Source organism: Pseudomonas wadenswilerensis, assembly GCF_900497695.1.
In the GTDB taxonomy this organism is placed as follows: Bacteria; Pseudomonadota; Gammaproteobacteria; order Pseudomonadales; family Pseudomonadaceae; genus Aquipseudomonas; species Aquipseudomonas wadenswilerensis.
Genome location: NZ_UIDD01000011.1, coordinates 96246 through 115069 on the forward strand (window position 1 = coordinate 96246; position 18824 = coordinate 115069).

The 18824-nt window shown below is 63.5% G+C and carries 16 protein-coding genes; 7 read left to right on the plus strand and 9 right to left on the minus strand.

The window, feature by feature from the left end; all coding sequences use genetic code 11:
* Positions 1 to 212 precede the first annotated feature (212 nt).
* Entirely contained in the window at positions 213 to 1559 is a 1347-nt protein-coding gene (gene pmbA / locus CCOS864_RS23255) for a metalloprotease PmbA (RefSeq protein WP_115088593.1), read from the minus strand.
* Positions 1560 to 1667: 108 nt separating this feature from the next.
* Between pmbA and yjgA the strand changes: the two genes are divergently transcribed.
* Complete coding sequence (yjgA, locus tag CCOS864_RS23260; RefSeq protein ID WP_115088594.1) at positions 1668 to 2189, plus strand: ribosome biogenesis factor YjgA; 522 nt, start codon at positions 1668 to 1670, stop codon at positions 2187 to 2189.
* Between the two features lie 42 nt (positions 2190 to 2231).
* Here the strand turns inward: yjgA and tldD are convergent, their stop codons facing one another.
* From tldD to mreB, 8 genes are all read right to left on the minus strand, one after another.
* Complete coding sequence (tldD, locus tag CCOS864_RS23265; RefSeq protein WP_115088595.1) at positions 2232 to 3671, minus strand: metalloprotease TldD; 1440 nt, start codon at positions 3669 to 3671, stop codon at positions 2232 to 2234.
* A gap of 2 nt (positions 3672 to 3673) precedes the next feature.
* Entirely contained in the window at positions 3674 to 4525 is an 852-nt protein-coding gene (locus CCOS864_RS23270) for a carbon-nitrogen hydrolase family protein (protein ID WP_115088596.1), read from the minus strand.
* 8 nt (positions 4526 to 4533) lie between these two features.
* The gene (locus CCOS864_RS23275; protein ID WP_115088597.1) at positions 4534 to 8349 is read right to left on the minus strand and encodes a YhdP family protein; all 3816 of its coding nucleotides are present in this window, start codon (positions 8347 to 8349) and stop codon (positions 4534 to 4536) included.
* A gap of 88 nt (positions 8350 to 8437) precedes the next feature.
* The gene (gene rng / locus CCOS864_RS23280) at positions 8438 to 9895 is read right to left on the minus strand and encodes a ribonuclease G (protein ID WP_010223400.1); all 1458 of its coding nucleotides are present in this window, start codon (positions 9893 to 9895) and stop codon (positions 8438 to 8440) included.
* A gap of 80 nt (positions 9896 to 9975) precedes the next feature.
* On the minus strand, positions 9976 to 10578 hold the full coding sequence (locus tag CCOS864_RS23285; RefSeq protein WP_115088598.1) for a Maf family protein: 603 nt from the start codon (positions 10576 to 10578) through the stop codon (positions 9976 to 9978).
* Positions 10579 to 10613: 35 nt separating this feature from the next.
* Positions 10614 to 11102: a rod shape-determining protein MreD gene (mreD, locus tag CCOS864_RS23290; RefSeq protein WP_010223402.1), complete on the minus strand. Its 489-nt coding sequence runs from the start codon at positions 11100 to 11102 to the stop codon at positions 10614 to 10616.
* Positions 11102 to 12163, minus strand: coding sequence for a rod shape-determining protein MreC (gene mreC / locus CCOS864_RS23295; RefSeq protein ID WP_244211947.1), 1062 nt, complete (start codon positions 12161 to 12163; stop codon positions 11102 to 11104). The genes mreD and mreC overlap by 1 nt, the downstream gene beginning before the upstream one ends.
* 197 nt (positions 12164 to 12360) lie before the next feature.
* The gene (gene mreB, locus CCOS864_RS23300; RefSeq protein ID WP_008371426.1) at positions 12361 to 13398 is read right to left on the minus strand and encodes a rod shape-determining protein MreB; all 1038 of its coding nucleotides are present in this window, start codon (positions 13396 to 13398) and stop codon (positions 12361 to 12363) included.
* A 202-nt stretch (positions 13399 to 13600) separates the two neighbouring features.
* On the opposite strand from mreB, the gene gatC reads away from it, so the two are divergent.
* The 6 genes from gatC (at position 13601) to CCOS864_RS23330 (ending at position 18816) form a co-directional block, all read left to right on the plus strand.
* Positions 13601 to 13888, plus strand: coding sequence for an Asp-tRNA(Asn)/Glu-tRNA(Gln) amidotransferase subunit GatC (gatC, locus tag CCOS864_RS23305; protein WP_115088600.1), 288 nt, complete (start codon positions 13601 to 13603; stop codon positions 13886 to 13888).
* Between the two features lie 16 nt (positions 13889 to 13904).
* Positions 13905 to 15356 (plus strand): Asp-tRNA(Asn)/Glu-tRNA(Gln) amidotransferase subunit GatA, encoded by a 1452-nt coding sequence (gene gatA / locus CCOS864_RS23310; protein WP_115088601.1) that lies wholly within the window; start codon positions 13905 to 13907, stop codon positions 15354 to 15356.
* An 11-nt stretch (positions 15357 to 15367) separates the two neighbouring features.
* Complete coding sequence (gatB, locus tag CCOS864_RS23315) at positions 15368 to 16813, plus strand: Asp-tRNA(Asn)/Glu-tRNA(Gln) amidotransferase subunit GatB (protein ID WP_115088602.1); 1446 nt, start codon at positions 15368 to 15370, stop codon at positions 16811 to 16813.
* 137 nt (positions 16814 to 16950) lie between these two features.
* Positions 16951 to 17322, plus strand: coding sequence for a septal ring lytic transglycosylase RlpA family protein (locus tag CCOS864_RS23320; protein WP_115088603.1), 372 nt, complete (start codon positions 16951 to 16953; stop codon positions 17320 to 17322).
* Positions 17323 to 17384: 62 nt separating this feature from the next.
* Positions 17385 to 18428 carry a calcium/sodium antiporter gene (locus tag CCOS864_RS23325; protein ID WP_115088886.1) on the plus strand — a complete coding sequence of 348 codons (1044 nt, stop codon included), beginning with the start codon at positions 17385 to 17387 and terminating at the stop codon, positions 18426 to 18428.
* A 10-nt stretch (positions 18429 to 18438) separates the two neighbouring features.
* Positions 18439 to 18816: a carboxymuconolactone decarboxylase family protein gene (locus tag CCOS864_RS23330; RefSeq protein WP_115088604.1), complete on the plus strand. Its 378-nt coding sequence runs from the start codon at positions 18439 to 18441 to the stop codon at positions 18814 to 18816.
* The last annotated feature ends 8 nt before the right edge of the window (positions 18817 to 18824 follow it).

The window sequence follows — 18824 nt, forward strand, 5'->3', positions numbered from 1 at the left end:
TAGATAATGATATTCATTATTAAGTGATAATCAGAATCAGTTCAAGGAAATGAAAAAAGAAAAACAAAAAGCCCGACACATGGCCGGGCTTTTGGAGGGGATGTAGGAACGGGCTCTGCGCGCTCGATCACTGGCAAGTCCAGCTCCCACAGGTCCAGCTTACATCGAACCATTGTGGGAGCTGGCTTGCCAGCGATGAGGCCGGTAGGGGCTTAACTGCCCGCTACGGTCATCCGCTCGATCAACACGGAGCCTGTGTGGATATTGCTGCGGGTTTCCAGATCATTACCAATCGCGACGATTTGCTGGAACATATCCTTCATATTGCCGGCGATCGTCACTTCTTGAACGGCGAACTGAATCTCGCCGTTTTCTACCCAGTAACCTGCGGCACCACGGGAATAGTCGCCAGTCACCATGTTCAGGCCATGGCCCATCAGCTCGGTGACCAACAGGCCACGGCCCATGCGCCGCAGCAAGGCAGGCTGGTCTTCTACACCATGGGTAACAAACAGGTTATGCACGCCACCGGCGTTGGCAGTACTCGGCAAGCCGAGCTTGCGCCCGGAATAGGTACCCAGTACGTAGGACACCAGCTGGCCATTTTCAACGAACGGTTTGGCGTAGGTCGCCAGGCCGTCACCGTCGAACGCAGCACTGGCCAGCGCCCTTTGCAGGTGCGGACGCTCGTCCAGGGTCAACCAGGAAGGGAACAGGCGCTGGCCCATGGCGCCGTCGAGGAACGATGACTTGCGGTACAGGTTGCCGCCGGAAATCGCCGAGAGGAAGCTGCCGAACAACCCGCCCGCCAGCTCGGCCGAGAACAGCACCGGCACTTCACAGGTCGGCACCGGGCGTGCGCCCAGGCGGCTCGCCGCCCGTTGCGCGGCGCGTATACCGATGCTGCGCGGGTCAGCCAGCAATTCGCCCTGGCGGTTGACGTCATACCAGTAGTCGCGCTGCATCTGCCCGTCGGCTTCGGCGATCATCACGCAGCTCAGGCTGTGCCGGGTCGAGGCGTAGCCGCCGATGAAGCCATGGCTGTTGCCATAGACGCGGCAGCCCTGGTGAGTGTTGAGGGTGGTGCCGTCGGCGTTCTTGATCCGCGCATCGGTGTCGAACGCCGCAGCCTCGCACTCCAGGGCCTTTTCGATGGCCTGCTCGGGGGTGATGTCCCAGGCGTGATACAGGTCGAAATCCGGCTGTTCACGGGCCATCAGCGCCGGGTCGGCAAGCCCGGCGCACTCGTCTTCGGAGGTGTGCCTGGCAATCGCCAGGGCCGCGGCAACGGTTTCCCGGATCGCCTCGCTGCCGCTGGCCGAAGTGCTCGCCGAGCCCTTGCGCTGCCCCACGTACAGGGTGATACCAAAGCCCTGGTCGCGGTTGAACTCGACGGTCTCGACTTCGCGCTGGCGCACCGAGGTCGACAGCCCCTGCTCCAGCGATACCGCCACTTCACAGGCACTGGCCCCCTGGCGCCTGGCTTCGGCGATGATCTGTTCGACCTGTTCCTGCAACGCCGGCAGGGCCTGCGGACCTACGCTCTGGACTGCACTCATGGTTTTCTCCACTCAAATTCTGCGTTCGGCACGGGTCAATCTACGACCGGACCGGACAAGCGGCCCCCGACTGGTTATCATGGCGGCGATTCTCAGCGGACTGCCCCCATGGTTGATTCTTACGACACCGCCTTTGACGGCGAAAAAAGCAAAACCCAGATCAAGCGCGAGATGCAGGCGCTGGTCGACATGGGCGAGCGCCTCACCACGCTCAAGCCCGACACCCTGGCCAAACTGCCGTTGACCGACGAACTGCGCGCGGCTCTGGAAGAACACAAGCGGCACACCGCGAACGAGGCCAAGCGGCGTCACAAGTCGTTCATCGGCAAGCTGATGCGCGACCAGGACATCGACGCGATCAATGCCCTGCTTGACCAGCTCGACGCATCCTCGCGCCAGTACAACGAGCGGTTCCACAACCTCGAACGCTGGCGCGACCGGCTGATCGACGGTACCGACGAAGTCCTGGAGAAGTTCGTCCAGGAGTTTCCGGAAGCCGATCGCCAGCAGCTACGCTCGCTGATCCGCCAGGCCCAGCACGAGCTTGCGCGCAACAAGGCGCCAAGCGCGAGCCGCAAGATCTTCAAGTACATCCGCGAACTCGACGAGGTCCAACGCGGCCTGCGTTGAGCCCCGCACACGGGCAGGCGCCCTGCCTGCCCGGTTTCATCTTCATGCGCCCGTGCCACCGACGGTGATCGCATCGATCTTCAGGGTCGGCTGGCCAACGCCCACCGGCACCGATTGCCCATCCTTGCCACAAGTACCGACACCGCTGTCCAGTGACAGGTCGTTGCCGACCATCGATACCCGGCTCATGGCTTCCGGCCCGTTGCCGATCAGGGTTGCGCCTTTGACCGGGGCGGTGATCTTGCCGTCTTCGATCAGGTACGCCTCGCTGGTAGAGAACACGAACTTGCCGCTGGTGATGTCCACCTGGCCACCGCCGAGGTTGGCGCAGTAGATGCCCTTTTTCACCGAAGCGATGATTTCTGCCGGGGCGCTGTCGCCGGCACGCATGTAGGTGTTGGTCATGCGCGGCATCGGCAGGTGCGCGTAGGATTCGCGGCGGCCGTTGCCAGTGCGGGCCATGCCCATCAGGCGGGCATTGAGCTTATCCTGCATGTAGCCCTTGAGAATGCCGTTCTCGATCAGCGTGGTGCACTCGGTCGGCGTACCTTCGTCATCGACGCTCAGCGAACCACGGCGGCCTTCCAGGGTACCGTCATCGACAATGGTGCACAGGCTCGAGGCGACCTTTTCGCCCATGTGGCCGCTGTAGGCCGAGCTGCCCTTGCGGTTGAAGTCGCCTTCCAGGCCATGGCCCACCGCCTCGTGCAGCAACACCCCGGACCAGCCCGAACCGAGCACCACCGGCAGGGTACCGGCCGGCGCCGGAATGGCTTCGAGGTTGACCAGTGCCTGACGCAAGGCCTCACGGGCAAAGCCCATGACCCGTTCGTCGGTGAAATAGCGGTAATCGGTGCGCCCGCCACCACCATGACCGCCACGTTCGCGGCGACCGTTCTGCTCAACGATGACACTGACGTTGAAGCGCACCAGCGGGCGAATGTCGGCCGCCAGGCTGCCATCGGCGGCGGCGACCAGAATGCGCTCCCAGACCCCGGCCATGCTCACGGTGACTTGCTGGATACGTGGATCGAGCTTGCGCGTGGCGGCGTCGACGCGCTTGAGCAGCTCGACCTTTTCGGCGCGGCTGATCACCTCAAGCGGGTTGTCGGTGCCATACAGCTGGGTAACGTCCTGGCTGTTGAACGCCTGCACGCTGCCGTTCTGCCCGGCACGGGAAATCGAACGGGCCGCGCGGGCCGCCGAGGTCAGGGCTTCAAGGTTGATGGCGTTACTGTAGGCAAAGCCGGTCTTCTCGCCGGACTGGGCACGCACGCCCACGCCTTGGTCAAGATTGAAGCTGCCTTCTTTGACGATGCCGTCTTCCAGCGCCCAGGATTCGGAAATCTGCCCCTGGAAGTACAGGTCGGCGGCATCGATGCCTGGCCCGGCCAGCTCGCCCAGCACCGACTGCAGGCTGTCGAGGGTCAGGCCGCCCGGCGCCAGCAGGTGTTCGCTGACAGTGGATAACATCTCGCTCATAGTCACTCCGAGGTGTGCGCAGGCCGCAAAGCGTCCTGCGAGAAAAAGCGCCGGTGCAAGGTCACCGGCATCCGCGCCCGGATGGACGCTTGTTCGCTGCTGTCGCGTTCGCTCAGCAGCACGGCTTCGCCACTTGCCTGTTCGGCGACGATGCGCCCCCAGGGGTCGACGATCGCCGCATGGCCATAGGTTTCCCGCGGCCCCGGGTGGGTTCCGCCCTGGGCCGCGGCCAGGACATAACATTGGGTTTCGATGGCCCGCGCCCTGATCAGCACTTCCCAGTGCGCGGCACCCGTCACGGCGGTGAAGGCCGACGGTGCACTGATCAATTCGGCCCCGGCCTCGCGCAACGCGCTGTACAGCTCGGGGAAGCGCAGGTCATAGCAGACGCTCAGGCCCAGGCGTCCCACCGGGGTATCGGCGACCACCACCTGCCCGCCATGGGCATAGTCATCGGATTCGCGATAGCGACCGCGGTTATCGGCCACATCGACATCGAACAAGTGCAGCTTGTCGTAGCGCGCCACCTGCTCGCCGTGCTCATCGATCAGCAAGGAACAGGCATGGGACTTGGCCTCGGCCTGGCCGACCGGCGGCAACGGCAAGGTACCCGCCACTATCCATAACTTGAGGTCGCGAGCTGCCTGTTTCAACCAGGGCAGGATCGGGCCTTCGCCCAGGGCTTCGGCACGGCCGATTGCAGCGCTGTCACGCCGGCCCATGGCGGCGAAGTTCTCCGGCAGCACGGCAAGCCGCGCGCCACCTGCGGCCGCCTGCTCGAGCAGGTGCCGGGCTCGTTCCAGGTTGGCCAGAACGTCGCTCTGGCTGACCATCTGGATAACCGCTGACTTCATGCCGGCTCCTAGCGCGATTTTTCGAAGGGTTTGATAAAGCTAATCTTAGGCTCTTTCCACGGCCCCTCGACGCGATAATGCACACTGGCGTAACGCGCCACCCGATCACCGAGCAGCCGGTCGACCAGGAACAGCGCCCCGCCGATGGCCGGCGCTCCGACAATCAGCGCGGCAATCGGCAGGTTGTTGGTCACCGGCAAGGTGACCAGCAGGTTGGCATCGACCCGGTCGCGGACCATGTCCAGGGTACCGTCCAGTTCAAGATTGCTCGAGGGGCCGGTCACGGTGATCGGTTCACGGGTCACATAGACCCCCTCACTGGCCACCAGCAGGCCCTTGACCCGGTCGTAGCTCAGGCCTTTGTCGAGCAAGTCGGAAAAGTCCAGGCGCAGGCGCCGGCCAATCGAGTTGAAATTGAGCAGGCCGAACACCCGCAGGGCCTGGGCACCGCCTTCGACTTCAACGAACTGGCCCTTGCGCAAGGCGGCATCGAGGCTACCGGAGAAACGCTTGAGACCGACCCAGGCCGGTGAGCCGGGCCAGCGACCATCGACATCCAGGCGAAAATCTCGGCTGGTAACCGTCGGCGCGAAGTTGAAGGCCTTGAGGATGTCCGCCAGGTTCTTGCCTTCCAGGCGGCCCTTGTACCAACTGCTGCTGGCTCCCGGGACGCCTTCCCAACCGCCGTTACCGTCGATCTGCAGGCCTTTGACGTTGACGTCCAGGTCATTGAGGGCGATGCCCTTGGCGGTCGGGCGGACTTTTACCGCCCAGCTGCCGAGCGGGTCGTCACCGCGGAACAGCTTGTCGATCGATAGATCAACGGCCGGAATCTTGCGCGGATCGATGCTGGCCATCGGGTCCGGGCCATCATCGGAAGTAGTTTCAGCAGGGTCGGCAGCCGGCAAGTGAATGGTCTGCAGGTTGATCACCATCGGCGCGCCCTTGGCATCAGGGATGCGTGCGTTGCCGATGACTTCCTTGCTGTCCAGGCGCACGGCCCACAGGTTGCCGCCGCGGTCCACACGCACCACCGCCTGGGCCAGGTTCAGGCCAAAGCCCTTGAGCTGGCCGATGCTCAGGTCGACGCCGCGCAGCATCTGCTTGGCGCTGCCACCGGGGTCGTTACCGGCAACGCGATCAAGCTGTTTCTGCCAGGGTTCCAGGTCCAGCTCTGCCAGACGACCACGCACCCGCAGGCCCTGGCCCGGTGGCAACTGGGCGGTCCCGGCGCCGAAGAGCAATTCGCCGCGACCCTGGTCGAGCTTGTCCATGGGCGCCGCATAGATAGCCTTGGCGACATCGGCGTAAGTGACATTGAACCGCCGCTCCGGCCCCTGCAGGCTCATGCTGAACTGGCTGTTGCGAGTTTCGTTGGCGGCCTTGCCGAAAGGCGCGGGCAAGTCCACCGCCAGGCCCTTGAGGCTGGAATCGACCGTCAGCTGGTTGTCGCGACTGCCCAGGCTCACCTGCAACTGATAAGGCAATTCGCCGGACAGCGGCAAGGTTTGCTTGAGCTGCAGCCAGTCAGTCAGTGCCTTGAGGGGCATCTGACCTTTGGCGTTGACCCGTGTCTGTAACTGACCAGGCTTGCCTTCGGCAAAGATTTGCGCGGTCATCGGCTTGTCGAAGGCCCGCGCACTGATGTTCTCGCCACTCAGGCCCTTGTCGAAGTCAAAGCGGAAGTCGCCCTTGAGCTGGTGCAACTCCAGGGCGGGCGAGGCGATCTTCAGCCGTGCGTCGCGGGTATCGAAGTCGACCACGATCTTCGGTTGCTGGCCTTTGGCCAAGGGGATATCCAGCTTCAACTTGCCCTTGAGGCTGCCCTCGCCTTCCCAGCCGGCGAAAATCTGCCCGGTACCGATAGGCGCATCCTGGAGGATTTTCAGGCCGTCACCGAGCCCGCCGTCGAATTCGCCGTCCAGATACAGGTGATTGTGTTCACCGGCCGCAACATGGGGAATGTTGACCGCCACGTTACGCACCTGGGTATTGAGCAACTGCCCGCTTTGCGCCTTGATGCGTACGCCATCGTCGTCGATGAAGACATCACCCGTGACTTTCTGCACCTGCGGCCAGCCCGGCTGGAAATCCAGTGCGGCATCGTGGACCTTGAAGAACAGGCTGATACTGCGGGCCTGCTCCGCGGCACCATGATTGAGCGAACCCTGGTACTGGAAATAACCTTCATCGACCGCGCCTTTGAGGATTGCCGTGCGCAGCCACTCATCCAGCGCCGGGCTGAGCACCTCGGGCAGGTACTTGGCGGTGTAACGACCATCACCCTCGACCAGGCCGACGCGCAGGTCCATGTAGTCTTCGCGGGTTTCATCGAACAGCAGGCGAATCAGGAAGTCGCCAGCGATCTTGCCCTCTTCGCCCAGCACCTTGAGATACGGTGCAATCAGGGTGAAGCCTTCCTGGTCCAGGCGCCAGGTCAGACGCGCGTTGGCCTTCTGGTAGTGCCAGGGTTTTTCGAAGATCGGGTACAGGTGCAGCATGAAGGCATCGGTATCCAGGCGCAGTTCGCCCTGACCGAGGTCGCCGCTGATGCTGCCGCTGACATTCCCGGCGGCCGGGGCACCGTGGTAGGCGTCGAAGCCAACCCGCTCCAGGTTGGCGGCAAAGCTCAAGCGCTGGTCACCGGTCGCTTTGGGCCGGACGTCCAGGCGCACATTGCGCAAGGCGCCGGTGACCTTGAGGCCATCGACCACGGCCATGAGTTTTTCCGGCAGCGGCGCCAGTGCATCGACCAACGGGGTAACCGGCGTCAGATCGAGGCGGTCGGCCTGGATCTGCCAGGTTTCTTCGCTCGATTCAGTGGCGGCCGTCTGCTTGAGCTGCAGGTGGGACTCCCAACGGGTCTTGCCCAGGCTCATGGCCAGCGAGTCGACCAGTACGTCAACGCCCTTTTCGCCTCGCTGGAACCAGGCATTGAGGGCCAGGTTGTCGATCTGCACCGGCTTGCGGTCGGTGTAGTTACCGCGCAGCTCCGGCGCATTGAGGCGAACCATCGCGCTCTGCAGCTGGCCCTTGCCCCAGTTCACCCAGAACTCGCCGCCCGCACGCAGTTCGGCAGCCTGCCACTTGCCCAGCAGGCGCGGCGGCAGCCAGCGCGCCCAGTCGCTCTGGGGCAGGCTGAGGTAGGCATCGATTTCACCATCGCGCCACTGGCTGGGGCGAATGCGGCTGCGCAGGCTCAACGCCAGCGGCTGGCCATCGGGCAGGGTCACCCGCGCGTCCAGGCGCTGACGCACGCTGCCCGTCTGCAGGCCGAGGCTGACGTAGGTGAGGGTCATGGGGTCGCGCTGGAACGGCTCCAGGGTCACCTGGCTGTCGACCACCGTGACTTTGGACACAACCTGTACCTGCTTGAGCAGTTGTTCGGGGTCCAGCGGCTGGTCGTCTTTTTTCGGCAACCCTTCCAGGGCCCAGGCGCCGCTTTCATCTTCGCGCAGGCTCAGGTGCAGGCCGCCGACTTCAAGGTTAGCCAGGCGCACCTGGCGCTGAACCAGACTGGCCCAGAGGTCAGGCACCAGCTTGACGCCATCCAGGCGCAGGGCACTCGGCCCTTCGCCGACCTGGATGTCGCGTACCCGCACTATCGGCGCCAGGCCGCTCCAGTGCCCTTCCAGGGCGCCGATATGCACCGGCATGCCCAGGGCCTGCTCGGCCTTGTCTTCGACTTCGGCCCGGTACTCGGCCACCAGCGGGATGAACTGCCGGCCAAGACTGACATACAGCGCCACCAGAACTGCCAGCAAGGCACTGATGCCCAGCCCCCAGCGGGTCAAGGCGCCGAGAACGCGCATCAGTCGTTCCATGCCAGTGGCCCTCCGGTTCGTGCCTTAACTATGGCCGCAAGCCGGCGGTTTGCCAGCCCGGACAGCGCGCATTGGTGTTCAGACCGAGTCAGAGCAGCACCACATCGTATTGTTCCTGGGAATACATGGACTCGACCTGGAAGCGAATGGTTCGGCCGATGAAGGCTTCGAGCTCGGCAACGTTGCCCGATTCCTCGTCCAGCAGGCGGTCGACCACCTTCTGGTTGGCTAATACTCTATAGCCTTCGGCCTGATAGGCGCGGGCTTCACGAAGGATCTCGCGAAAAATCTCGTAACAGACAGTTTCGGGGGTTTTCAGCTTGCCGCGTCCCTGGCAGCAATAGCACGGCTCGCACAGCACCTGCTCGAGGCTTTCGCGGGTGCGCTTGCGGGTCATCTGCACCAGCCCAAGCTCGGTGATGCCTATGATGTTGGTCTTGGCATGGTCGCGCTCCAGCTGTTTTTCCAGGGTGCGCAGCACCTGGCGCTGGTGTTCTTCATCTTCCATGTCGATGAAGTCGATGATGATGATCCCGCCGATGTTGCGCAGGCGCAGTTGTCGGGCAATGGCGGTGGCCGCCTCCAGATTGGTCTTGAAGATGGTCTCTTCGAGGTTGCGGTGGCCGACAAAGGCCCCGGTGTTGACGTCGATGGTGGTCATCGCCTCGGCCGGGTCGACCACCAGGTAGCCGCCGGACTTGAGCGGGACCTTGCGGTCGAGGGCGCGCTGGATCTCGTCTTCGACGCCATAAAGGTCGAAGATCGGCCGCTCGCCTGGGTAATGTTCCAGACGATCGGCGATCTCTGGCATCAGTTCGGCGACGAACTGCGTGGTTTTCTGGAAGGTTTCCCGCGAGTCGATACGGATCTTCTCGATTTTCGGGTTGACCAGGTCGCGCAGGGTGCGCAGGGCCAGGCCCAGGTCTTCGTAGATTTCGGTCGGCGCGCCGACGGTCTTGATCTGGGTGCCGATCTGCTCCCAGAGCCTGCGCAGGTAGCGGATGTCCATGAGGATTTCATCGGCCCCGGCGCCTTCGGCGGCGGTACGCAGGATGAAACCGCCGGCGTCCTGAATGTTTTCCTGGGCGATGCAGTCGGTGACCACCTGCTTGAGGCGCTCACGCTCGGCTTCGTCTTCGATCTTCAGGGAAATGCCGACATGACTGGTGCGCGGCATGTACACCAGGTAACGGGACGGGATCGACAACTGGGTGGTCAGGCGCGCGCCCTTGGAGCCGATCGGGTCCTTGGTCACCTGCACCACCAGGCTCTGTCCTTCATGCACCAGGGCACTGATGCTCTCGACCGACGAGCCTTCGCGCAGGGAAATTTCCGAGGCGTGAATGAACGCTGCGCGGTCCAGGCCGATGTCGACGAACGCCGCCTGCATGCCCGGCAGCACCCGCACCACCTTGCCTTTGTAGATGTTACCGACGATGCCACGGCGCTGGGTGCGCTCGACATGCACCTCCTGCAGTACACCATTTTCCACCACCGCCACGCGTGATTCCATCGGTGTGATGTTGATCAGAATCTCTTCACTCATGGCAGGCTCTCGTCAAAGGACTTCAGTAATGATGGATCGCTCGCGGGCGACTGGCTAGGGCTGTTCTGGCTTATCCTCGCTCAACGGGCCGGCAGGCGCTGCCAGCAAGGGATGCCGAATTGACCGAGCAGCTCGGCGGTTTCATTCAGCGGCAGGCCGACTACCGCCGAATAGCTACCTTCAAGGCGTTGTACGAAAACTGCCCCCAGACCCTGTATGGCATAGCTGCCGGCCTTGTCGGCCGGTTCGCCGCTGGCCCAGTAGGCCTCGGCTTCCTCAGCACCGATGGAGCGAAACAGCACATGGCTGCTGACACTGACGCTCAGGCAACGCTGATGATCGGCCACGGCGACGGCGGTCAGCACCTGATGCTCGCGCCCGGAAAGGGCTGCCAGCATCGCCAGGGCATCTTCCCGGTGTTGTGGCTTGCCGAGAATTCGACCTTCGAGCACCACGGCGGTATCGGCACCCAGCACCGCTACCGGGCTGTCGTCGCCCTGGGGCAACGACGCCAGGCCGGCGCAGGCTTTTTCCCGCGCCAGACGCTCGACATACGCCTCGGCCAATTCGGCGGGCAGCGGCGTCTCGTCGATCGCGGCACTCAGCGAAATAAAGGGAATGCCGATCTGGGTCAGCAACTCACGGCGGCGTGGCGAGCCAGAGGCCAGGTACAGCAGGGTCATCTTGACGTCTCCCTGTCAGCGTCGAATGTGAGTGCTCAGTTGATGCTCAGGCGGCGGCGCAGACCACGCAGGCCATAGCTGATCCACGGCCAGAGCAAGGCGCTGATGACCGCCGACCAGATCAGCGCCAGGGTCGGCAGGCGGTTGCCGGTCAGGGCACTGAGCCACAGCTGGATCAACTGGGCCAGGCCGAAGATCACCAGGATCACCAGGCTCTGCTGCCACATCGGGAACATCCGCAAACGCTGTTGCAACGACAGCACCAGGAAGGTGATCAGGGTCAGCACCAGGGCGTTCTGCCCCAGCAAGGTGCCATACAGCACGTCCTCGGCCAGGCCCAGGACGAATGCGGTGGTCATGCCCACCCGGTGCGGCAGGGCCAGGGTCCAGAAGGCCAGCAGCAGTGCCAGCCACATCGGCCGGAACACTTCGGCGAAGGGCAGCATCGGCGATACGCTGAGCAGCATACCGATCAGAAAGGTCAGCCAGACGACCCAGCCATTACGGCTGCGGGTGCTTACCATCAGTGTCTCTCCCGGGAAATGACTGGCGCGCCCGGCGTTGCAGCAGGGGCTGCGGGGGCTGCCGTGGCGGGCGGATGGGCACTGGTTGCCGGAGTGGCGGGTGCGGCAGGCGCTGGTGCTGCTGGCGTCGAAGCGGACGTTGCCGGTGTGACCGCAGCAGGCGCAGCCGGGGACGTGGCCGGCGCAGTACCCGCCGCCGAAGCAGGCAGGCCCTGACGATCAGCCTGTTCCTGGGCAATCGCGGCATCGCTGGCACGTTGCTCGGGCGAACGGCTGTCGGTGAACACCAACAGCAGGTAGCGGCTGCGGTTAAGCGCAGCCGTCGGGATCGCCCGGACGATGGCAAACGGCTGGCCGGAGTCGTGGATCACTTCCTTGACCGTGGCCACCGGGTAGCCAGCCGGGAAGCGCTGACCGAGGCCCGAGCTGACCAGCAGGTCACCTTCCTTGATGTCGGCGGTGTCGGCAACGTGGCGCAGCTCAAGGCGCTCCGGGTTGCCGGTACCGCTGGCAATCGCCCGCAAGCCGTTGCGGTTGACCTGCACCGGAATGCTGTGGGTGGTGTCGGTGAGCAGCAATACCCGAGCGGTGTAGGGCATCAGTTCGACCACCTGGCCCATCAGGCCACGCGCGTCGAGCACCGGCTGACCGAGGACCACGCCATCGCGCTCGCCCTTGTTGATCAGGATCCGGTGGGTGAAAGGATTGGGATCGACGCCGATCAATTCGGCGACTTCGACCTTCTCGTTGACCAGCGCCGACGAGTTGAGCAACTCGCGCAGGCGCACGTTCTGCTCGGTCAGGGCCGCCAGCTTCTGCAGGCGACCTTGCAGCAGCAAGGCTTCGGTCTTGAGTTTCTCGTTTTCGGCAGCGAGTTCGGTACGGCTGCCAAACTGGCTGGCAACCCCCTGCCACAAGCGCTGGGGCAGATCGGTAACCAGGTAGGACGGCATCAGCACCAGGCCCATCTGGCTGCGCAGAGGCTTGAGCAGGGTGAAGCGTGCATCGACCACCATCAGGGTGATCGACAGCACAACCAGCACGAGCAGGTGTACGCCCAGCGAAGGGCCCTTGGCGAAAAGCGGTTTAATGGGCCGCTCCTCGTGGACGACGATTCAAGAGGTCATTCATACGGCAACGCACCGGCCTGCTTGCGGATTGACGGAAAACGACGCCCACACGGACGTCAGCCCAGCACATACAGGTAGCACTGTGGGCACTACCTGTAAACCGGGCGGCGTGAACTGCAGGCTCCGGCTTATTCGCTGGAGAGCAGGTCCATGGTGTGTTTGTCCATCATTTCCAGGGCACGGCCACCACCGCGAGCCACGCAGGTCAGCGGGTCTTCGGCGACGATTACCGGCAGGCCGGTTTCCTGGGCCAGCAGCTTGTCGAGGTCGCGCAGCAGGGCGCCACCACCGGTCAGCACCAGGCCACGCTCGGCGATGTCCGAAGCCAGCTCTGGCGGCGATTGCTCCAGGGCGCTCTTGACTGCCTGGACGATGGTCGCCAGGGATTCCTGCAGGGCTTCAAGCACTTCATTGGAATTCAGGGTGAAGGCACGTGGCACGCCCTCGGCCAGGTTGCGGCCGCGGACATCGACTTCACGGACTTCGCCGCCCGGGTAGGCAGTACCGATTTCCTGCTTGATGCGCTCAGCGGTGGATTCACCGATCAGGCTACCGTAGTTGCGACGTACGTAGGTGACAATGGCTTCGTCGAAACGGTCGCCACCGACCCGTACGGATTCGGCGTAAACCACACCGTTCAGGGAGATCAGCGCGATTTCAGTGGTACCACCACCGATATCGACGACCATCGAACCGCGGGCTTCTTCAACCGGCAGGCCGGCACCAATGGCGGCCGCCATCGGCTCTTCGATCAGGAACACTTCGCGGGCACCGGCGCCCAGCGCCGACTCGCGAATGGCCCGGCGCTCGACCTGGGTCGATTTGCACGGCACGCAGATCAGAACCCGCGGGCTTGGCTGCAGGAAGCTGTTCTCGTGAACCTTGTTGATGAAGTACTGCAGCATTTTTTCGCAAACGCTGAAGTCGGCGATCACGCCGTCTTTCATCGGACGAATGGCAGCAATGTTGCCAGGCGTACGGCCCAGCATGCGCTTGGCCTCGGTACCGACAGCGACGACACTTTTCTGGTTGCCGTGAGTACGAATGGCCACAACCGATGGCTCATTCAGGACGATACCGCGCTCACGCACGTAAATAAGGGTGTTGGCAGTGCCCAGGTCGATGGAAAGATCGCTGGAAAACATGCCACGCAGTTTCTTGAACATGGGAAAGTGACCCTAGGCAACGCGTGGGTAAAAAAGTGCGGCAAACTCTAACAACGGCGGGGATTTTGGGCAAGGCACCAATATGTTAAATTGGCGGTTTTTCCGAGCAAGCCTGCACATGATCGCGGCCTTATGACCGTAATACTGCCAGCATGTTCCTCATCGCGGAGCAAATCCGTTTCTGTTTTCCCAGGAGATCCCCATGGCGCTTGAACGCTGCGACGTGGAAAAGATCGCTCATCTGGCCCGACTGGGCCTGAATGAAGGCGATCTGCCACGCACTACCGATGCCCTGAACAGTATTCTGGGACTGATCGACCAGATGCAAGCGGTCGACACCACTGGCATCGAGCCACTGGCCCACCCTCTGGAAGCCACTCAGCGCCTGCGCGCCGATGTGGTAACAGAAAGTAACCATCGCGACAGCTACCAGGCCATCGCCCCGTCGACGGAAGACGGCCTGTACCTGGTTCCGCAAGTCATCGAGTAAGGGAATAGAGCCTGCCATGCATCAACTGACCCTGGCCGAGATCGCCCGCGGACTCGCCGACAAGAAGTTTTCTTCCGAAGAGCTGACCCGTGCCCTGCTGGCGCGGATCAACCAGCTCGACCCGCAAATCAACAGTTTCATCAGCGTCACCGAAGAACTGGCCATCAGCCAGGCCCGGGCCGCCGACGCCCGCCGCGCCGCCGGCGAGAACGGCGCCCTGCTCGGCGCGCCGATCGGCCACAAGGACCTGTTCTGCACCCAGGGCATCCGCACCAGCTGCGGCTCGAAGATGCTCGACAACTTCAAGGCGCCGTACGACGCGACGGTGGTCAGCAAGCTGGCCGAAGCCGGCACCGTGACCCTGGGCAAGACCAACATGGACGAATTCGCCATGGGTTCGGCCAACGAGAGCAGCTACTACGGCGCGGTGAAAAACCCGTGGAACCTCGAGCACGTGCCCGGTGGTTCTTCCGGTGGTTCGGCTGCCGCGGTTGCCGCGCGCCTGCTGCCGGCAGCCACTGCCACCGACACCGGCGGCTCGATCCGCCAGCCGGCGGCACTCACCAGCCTGACCGGCCTGAAACCGACCTACGGTCGTGTTTCGCGTTGGGGCATGATCGCCTACGCGTCGAGCCTCGACCAGGGTGGCCCGCTGGCCCGCACCGCCGAAGACTGCGCGCTAATGCTGCAAGGCATGGCCGGCTTCGACCCCAAGGACTCCACCAGCATCGATGAACCGGTGCCGGACTACAGCGCCAGTCTCAATGCCTCGCTCCAGGGCCTGCGCATCGGCCTGCCGAAGGAATACTTCGGTGCCGGCCTCGATCCGCGCATTGCCGACCTGGTCCAGGCCAGCGTCAAGGAGCTGGAAAAGCTCGGCGCGGTGGTCAAGGAAATCAGCCTGCCGAACATGCAGCACGCGATTCCGGCCTACTACGTGATCGCCCCGGCAGAAGCCTCGTCCAACCTGTCGCGTTTTGACGGCGTGCGTTTCGGCTACCGCTGCGAGAACCCCGTCGACCTCACCGACCTGTACAAGCGCTCCCGTGGCGAAGGCTTCGGTGCCGAAGTGCAGCGCCGGATCATGGTCGGTGCCTACGCTCTGTCGGCCGGTTACTACGATGCCTACTACCTGCAGGCGCAGAAAATCCGTCGCCTGATCAAGAACGACTTCATGGCTGCGTTCAACGACGTCGACGTCATTCTCGGCCCGACCACGCCAAACCTGGCCTGGAAAATCGGCGCCAAGAACAACGACCCGGTCGCTGAGTACCTGGAAGACGTCTACACCATCACCGCCAACCTCGCCGGCCTGCCAGGCCTGTCGATGCCGGCCGGTTTCGTCGATGGTCTGCCGGTTGGCGTGCAGTTGCTCGCGCCGTATTTCCACGAAGGCCGCCTGCTCAACGTCGCGCACCGCTATCAGCAAGTCACTGATTGGCACACTCGCGTACCTAACGGCTTCTGAGGGATCACCACATGCAATGGGAAGTTGTCATCGGGCTGGAGATTCATACCCAGCTCGCCACCCAGTCGAAGATTTTCTCCGGCAGCTCCACCACCTTCGGTTCCGAGCCGAACACCCAGGCCAGCCTGATCGACCTGGGCATGCCCGGCGTACTGCCGGTGCTGAACCAGGAAGCGGTGCGCATGGCCTGCATGTTCGGCCTGGCCATCGATGCCGAAATCGGCCAGCACAACGTGTTCGCGCGCAAGAACTACTTCTACCCTGACCTGCCCAAGGGCTACCAGATCAGCCAGATGGAACTGCCGATCGTCGGCAAGGGCCACCTGGACATCGCCCTCGAAGACGGCACCGTCAAGCGCGTCGGCATTACCCGTGCGCACCTTGAAGAAGACGCCGGCAAAAGCCTGCACGAAGACTTCAGCGGCTCCACCGGCATCGACCTCAACCGCGCCGGCACGCCACTGCTGGAGATCGTCTCCGAGCCGGACATGCGCAGCGCCAAAGAGGCTGTTGCCTACGTCAAGGCCATCCATGCCCTGGTGCGCTACCTGGGCATCTGCGACGGCAACATGGCCGAAGGCTCGTTGCGTTGCGACTGCAACGTTTCGGTTCGCCCGAAAGGCCAGGCCGAGTTCGGTACCCGCTGCGAGATCAAGAACGTCAACTCGTTCCGTTTCATCGAGCGCGCGATCAACACCGAAGTGCAGCGTCAGATCGAGCTGATCGAAGATGGCGGCCGGGTCATCCAGGAAACCCGCCTGTATGATCCGAACAAGGACGAGACCCGCTCCATGCGTAGCAAGGAGGAAGCCAACGACTACCGTTACTTCCCCGACCCGGACCTGTTGCCGGTGGTCATCGAGAACGCCTTCCTCGAAGACATCCGCGCCACCCTGCCCGAGCTGCCACCGCAAAAGCGCGAGCGTTTCCAGAGCCAGTTCGGCCTCTCGGCCTACGACGCCAACGTGCTGGCGACCAGCCGTGAGCAGGCTGACTACTTCGAACAGGTGGTCGGCGTGTGTGGCGATGCCAAGCTTGCCGCCAACTGGGTCATGGTCGAGCTGGGCAGCCTGCTCAACAAGCTGGGCGTGGAAATCGACCAGTCGCCGGTCAGCGCCGCGCACCTGGGCGGCATGCTCAAGCGCATCCTCGACAACACCATCAGCGGCAAGATTGCCAAGGTAGTGTTCGAGAAGATGGCCGCCGGCGACGGCGATGCCGACCAGATCATCGAAGCCGAGGGCCTGAAACAGGTCACCGACAGCGGTGCGATCGAGAAGGTCCTGGACGAAGTGTTGGCAGCCAACGCCGAGCAGGTCGAGCAGTACCGCGCCGCTGACGAAGCCAAGCGCGGCAAGATGTTCGGCTTTTTCGTCGGGCAGGCCATGAAAGCCTCCAAGGGCAAGGCCAACCCGCAGCAAGTGAACCAATTGCTCAAGAGCAAGCTCGAAGGGTAGTTCGCATTACCCTGTGGGAGCCGGCGTTGCCGGCGATGCAAGGCGAAGCCTTGCCAGTTTCTGGGGCTGCCGAGCAGCCCATCGCCGGCAACGCCGGCTCCCACAGGTGATCACTTCACCTCGGAGCAACTGATTTGATGTGGCGTCCCCTCAGCGCACTCGCGCTCTTCACCCTGCTGGCCGGCTGCGCCAGCCACGATATCGACTCCCGCGGTTACGACAAGACCGGCACCGCCTCCTATTACGGCTCCCGACACCACGGTAAACGCACCGCCAGTGGCGAAGCCTTCAACCAACACGGCATGACCGCTGCCCACCGTAGCCTGCCCTTCGGCACGCGGGTCAAAGTCACCAACCTCAACAACGAACGCAGCGTGGTAGTCCGCATCAACGACCGCGGCCCGCATACCCGTGGCCGGCTGATCGACCTGTCGCGCGCTGCCGCGGAAAAACTCGGGATGATCCGTAGCGGAACCGCGCGCGTACGGGTACAAAGTCTCAGCGACTGACCTGCCCCCGGAGCACGACCATTTTCGACCTGGCCGCTTTACCTACTTTCAGCCTGTTGCAACTGAGCATCGGCCTGCTGTTGCTGATCGCCGGCGCCGAACTGCTGGTACGCGCCGCCCTGCGCCTGGCCGCCAGCCTGCAAGTCCGACCACTGATCATCGGCCTGAGCCTGGTGGCATTCGGCAGCAGCGCACCGCAACTGACCGTCAGCCTGCAGGCGGCCTACACCGGCGCGCCGGATGTCGCCGTCGGCAGCGTGATCGGCAGCAACATCTTCAACATCCTGGTAACCCTGGGCCTGGCCGCGCTGATCATTCCGCTGCGGGTCTCGCGCCAGTTGGTGCGCCTGGACATCCCGTTGATGATCGTCGCCAGCCTGGCAGTGTACCTGCTGGCCTTCAACGAACTGCTGGGGCGCCTGGAGGGTGCCCTGCTGTTGTGCGGCCTGTTCGGCTACCTGGCGATACTCTGGCACCAGTCCCGACACCATGCCCGCACCTACCCTGCCCCCGGCCCGCGCCCGCAGCGTGGTGGCCGATTCTGGCTAGGGAGCGTGCTGTTGATGCTGGCCGGGCTAGGCCTGCTCAGCCTGGCCGGCCATCTGCTGCTGGAGGCAGCAGTGGAGGTAGCGCAGGACCTGGGGCTGTCGGAACGGGTCATCGGCCTGACCGTGGTGGCCGTCTGCACCTCCCTGCCGGAACTGGCCACCTCGCTGATCGCCGCCCTGCGTGGTGAGCGGGAGATCGCCGTAGGTAACGTCATCGGCAGCAATCTGTTCAACCTGCTGGCGGTACTCGGCCTGACCGCGCTGGTCGCCCCCGAGCCGCTGTCGATCTCGCCCAATGCCCTGGCCTTCGACCTGCCGGTGATGCTCGGGGTCGCGGTGCTGGTATTGCCGGTGTTCTACTCGGGTTACCGGGTGACGCGTGCCGAGGGGCTGGTGTTCCTCTGCCTGTACCTGGCTTATGGCCTGCATGTGGTGGCCTTCACCACCGGCATGCCGCTGGCCAGCCGACTTGAAAAACTGATGCTGTTCTACGCATTGCCAGCACTGGGGGCGTTGTTGCTGTACACCACCCTGCGTGCCTGGCGCCGCCAACACTAAGGAAAACAACATGGGCGACAACAACAAATCCGGCGAACAGGTTCGCCGCCAGGTCATGGGCGATGCCTTCGTCGATCGCGCACTGAACAACGCCACCGACTTCAGCCAGCCGCTGCAGGACTTCGTCAATGAGCATGCCTGGGGCAGCGTCTGGAGCCGCGAAGGCCTGCCGCTGAAAACCCGCAGCCTGATCACCCTCGCCGCCCTCACCGCACTCAAGTGCCCGCAAGAGCTCAAGGGCCACGTGCGCGGCGCCTTGAACAACGGTTGTACGGTCGAGGAGATTCGTGAAGCGCTGCTGCACTGCGCGGTATACGCCGGCGTGCCGGCGGCGGTCGATGCCTTCCGCGCCGCCCAGGAAGTGATCGACAGCTACCAGCAGGGCTGATCGATCAC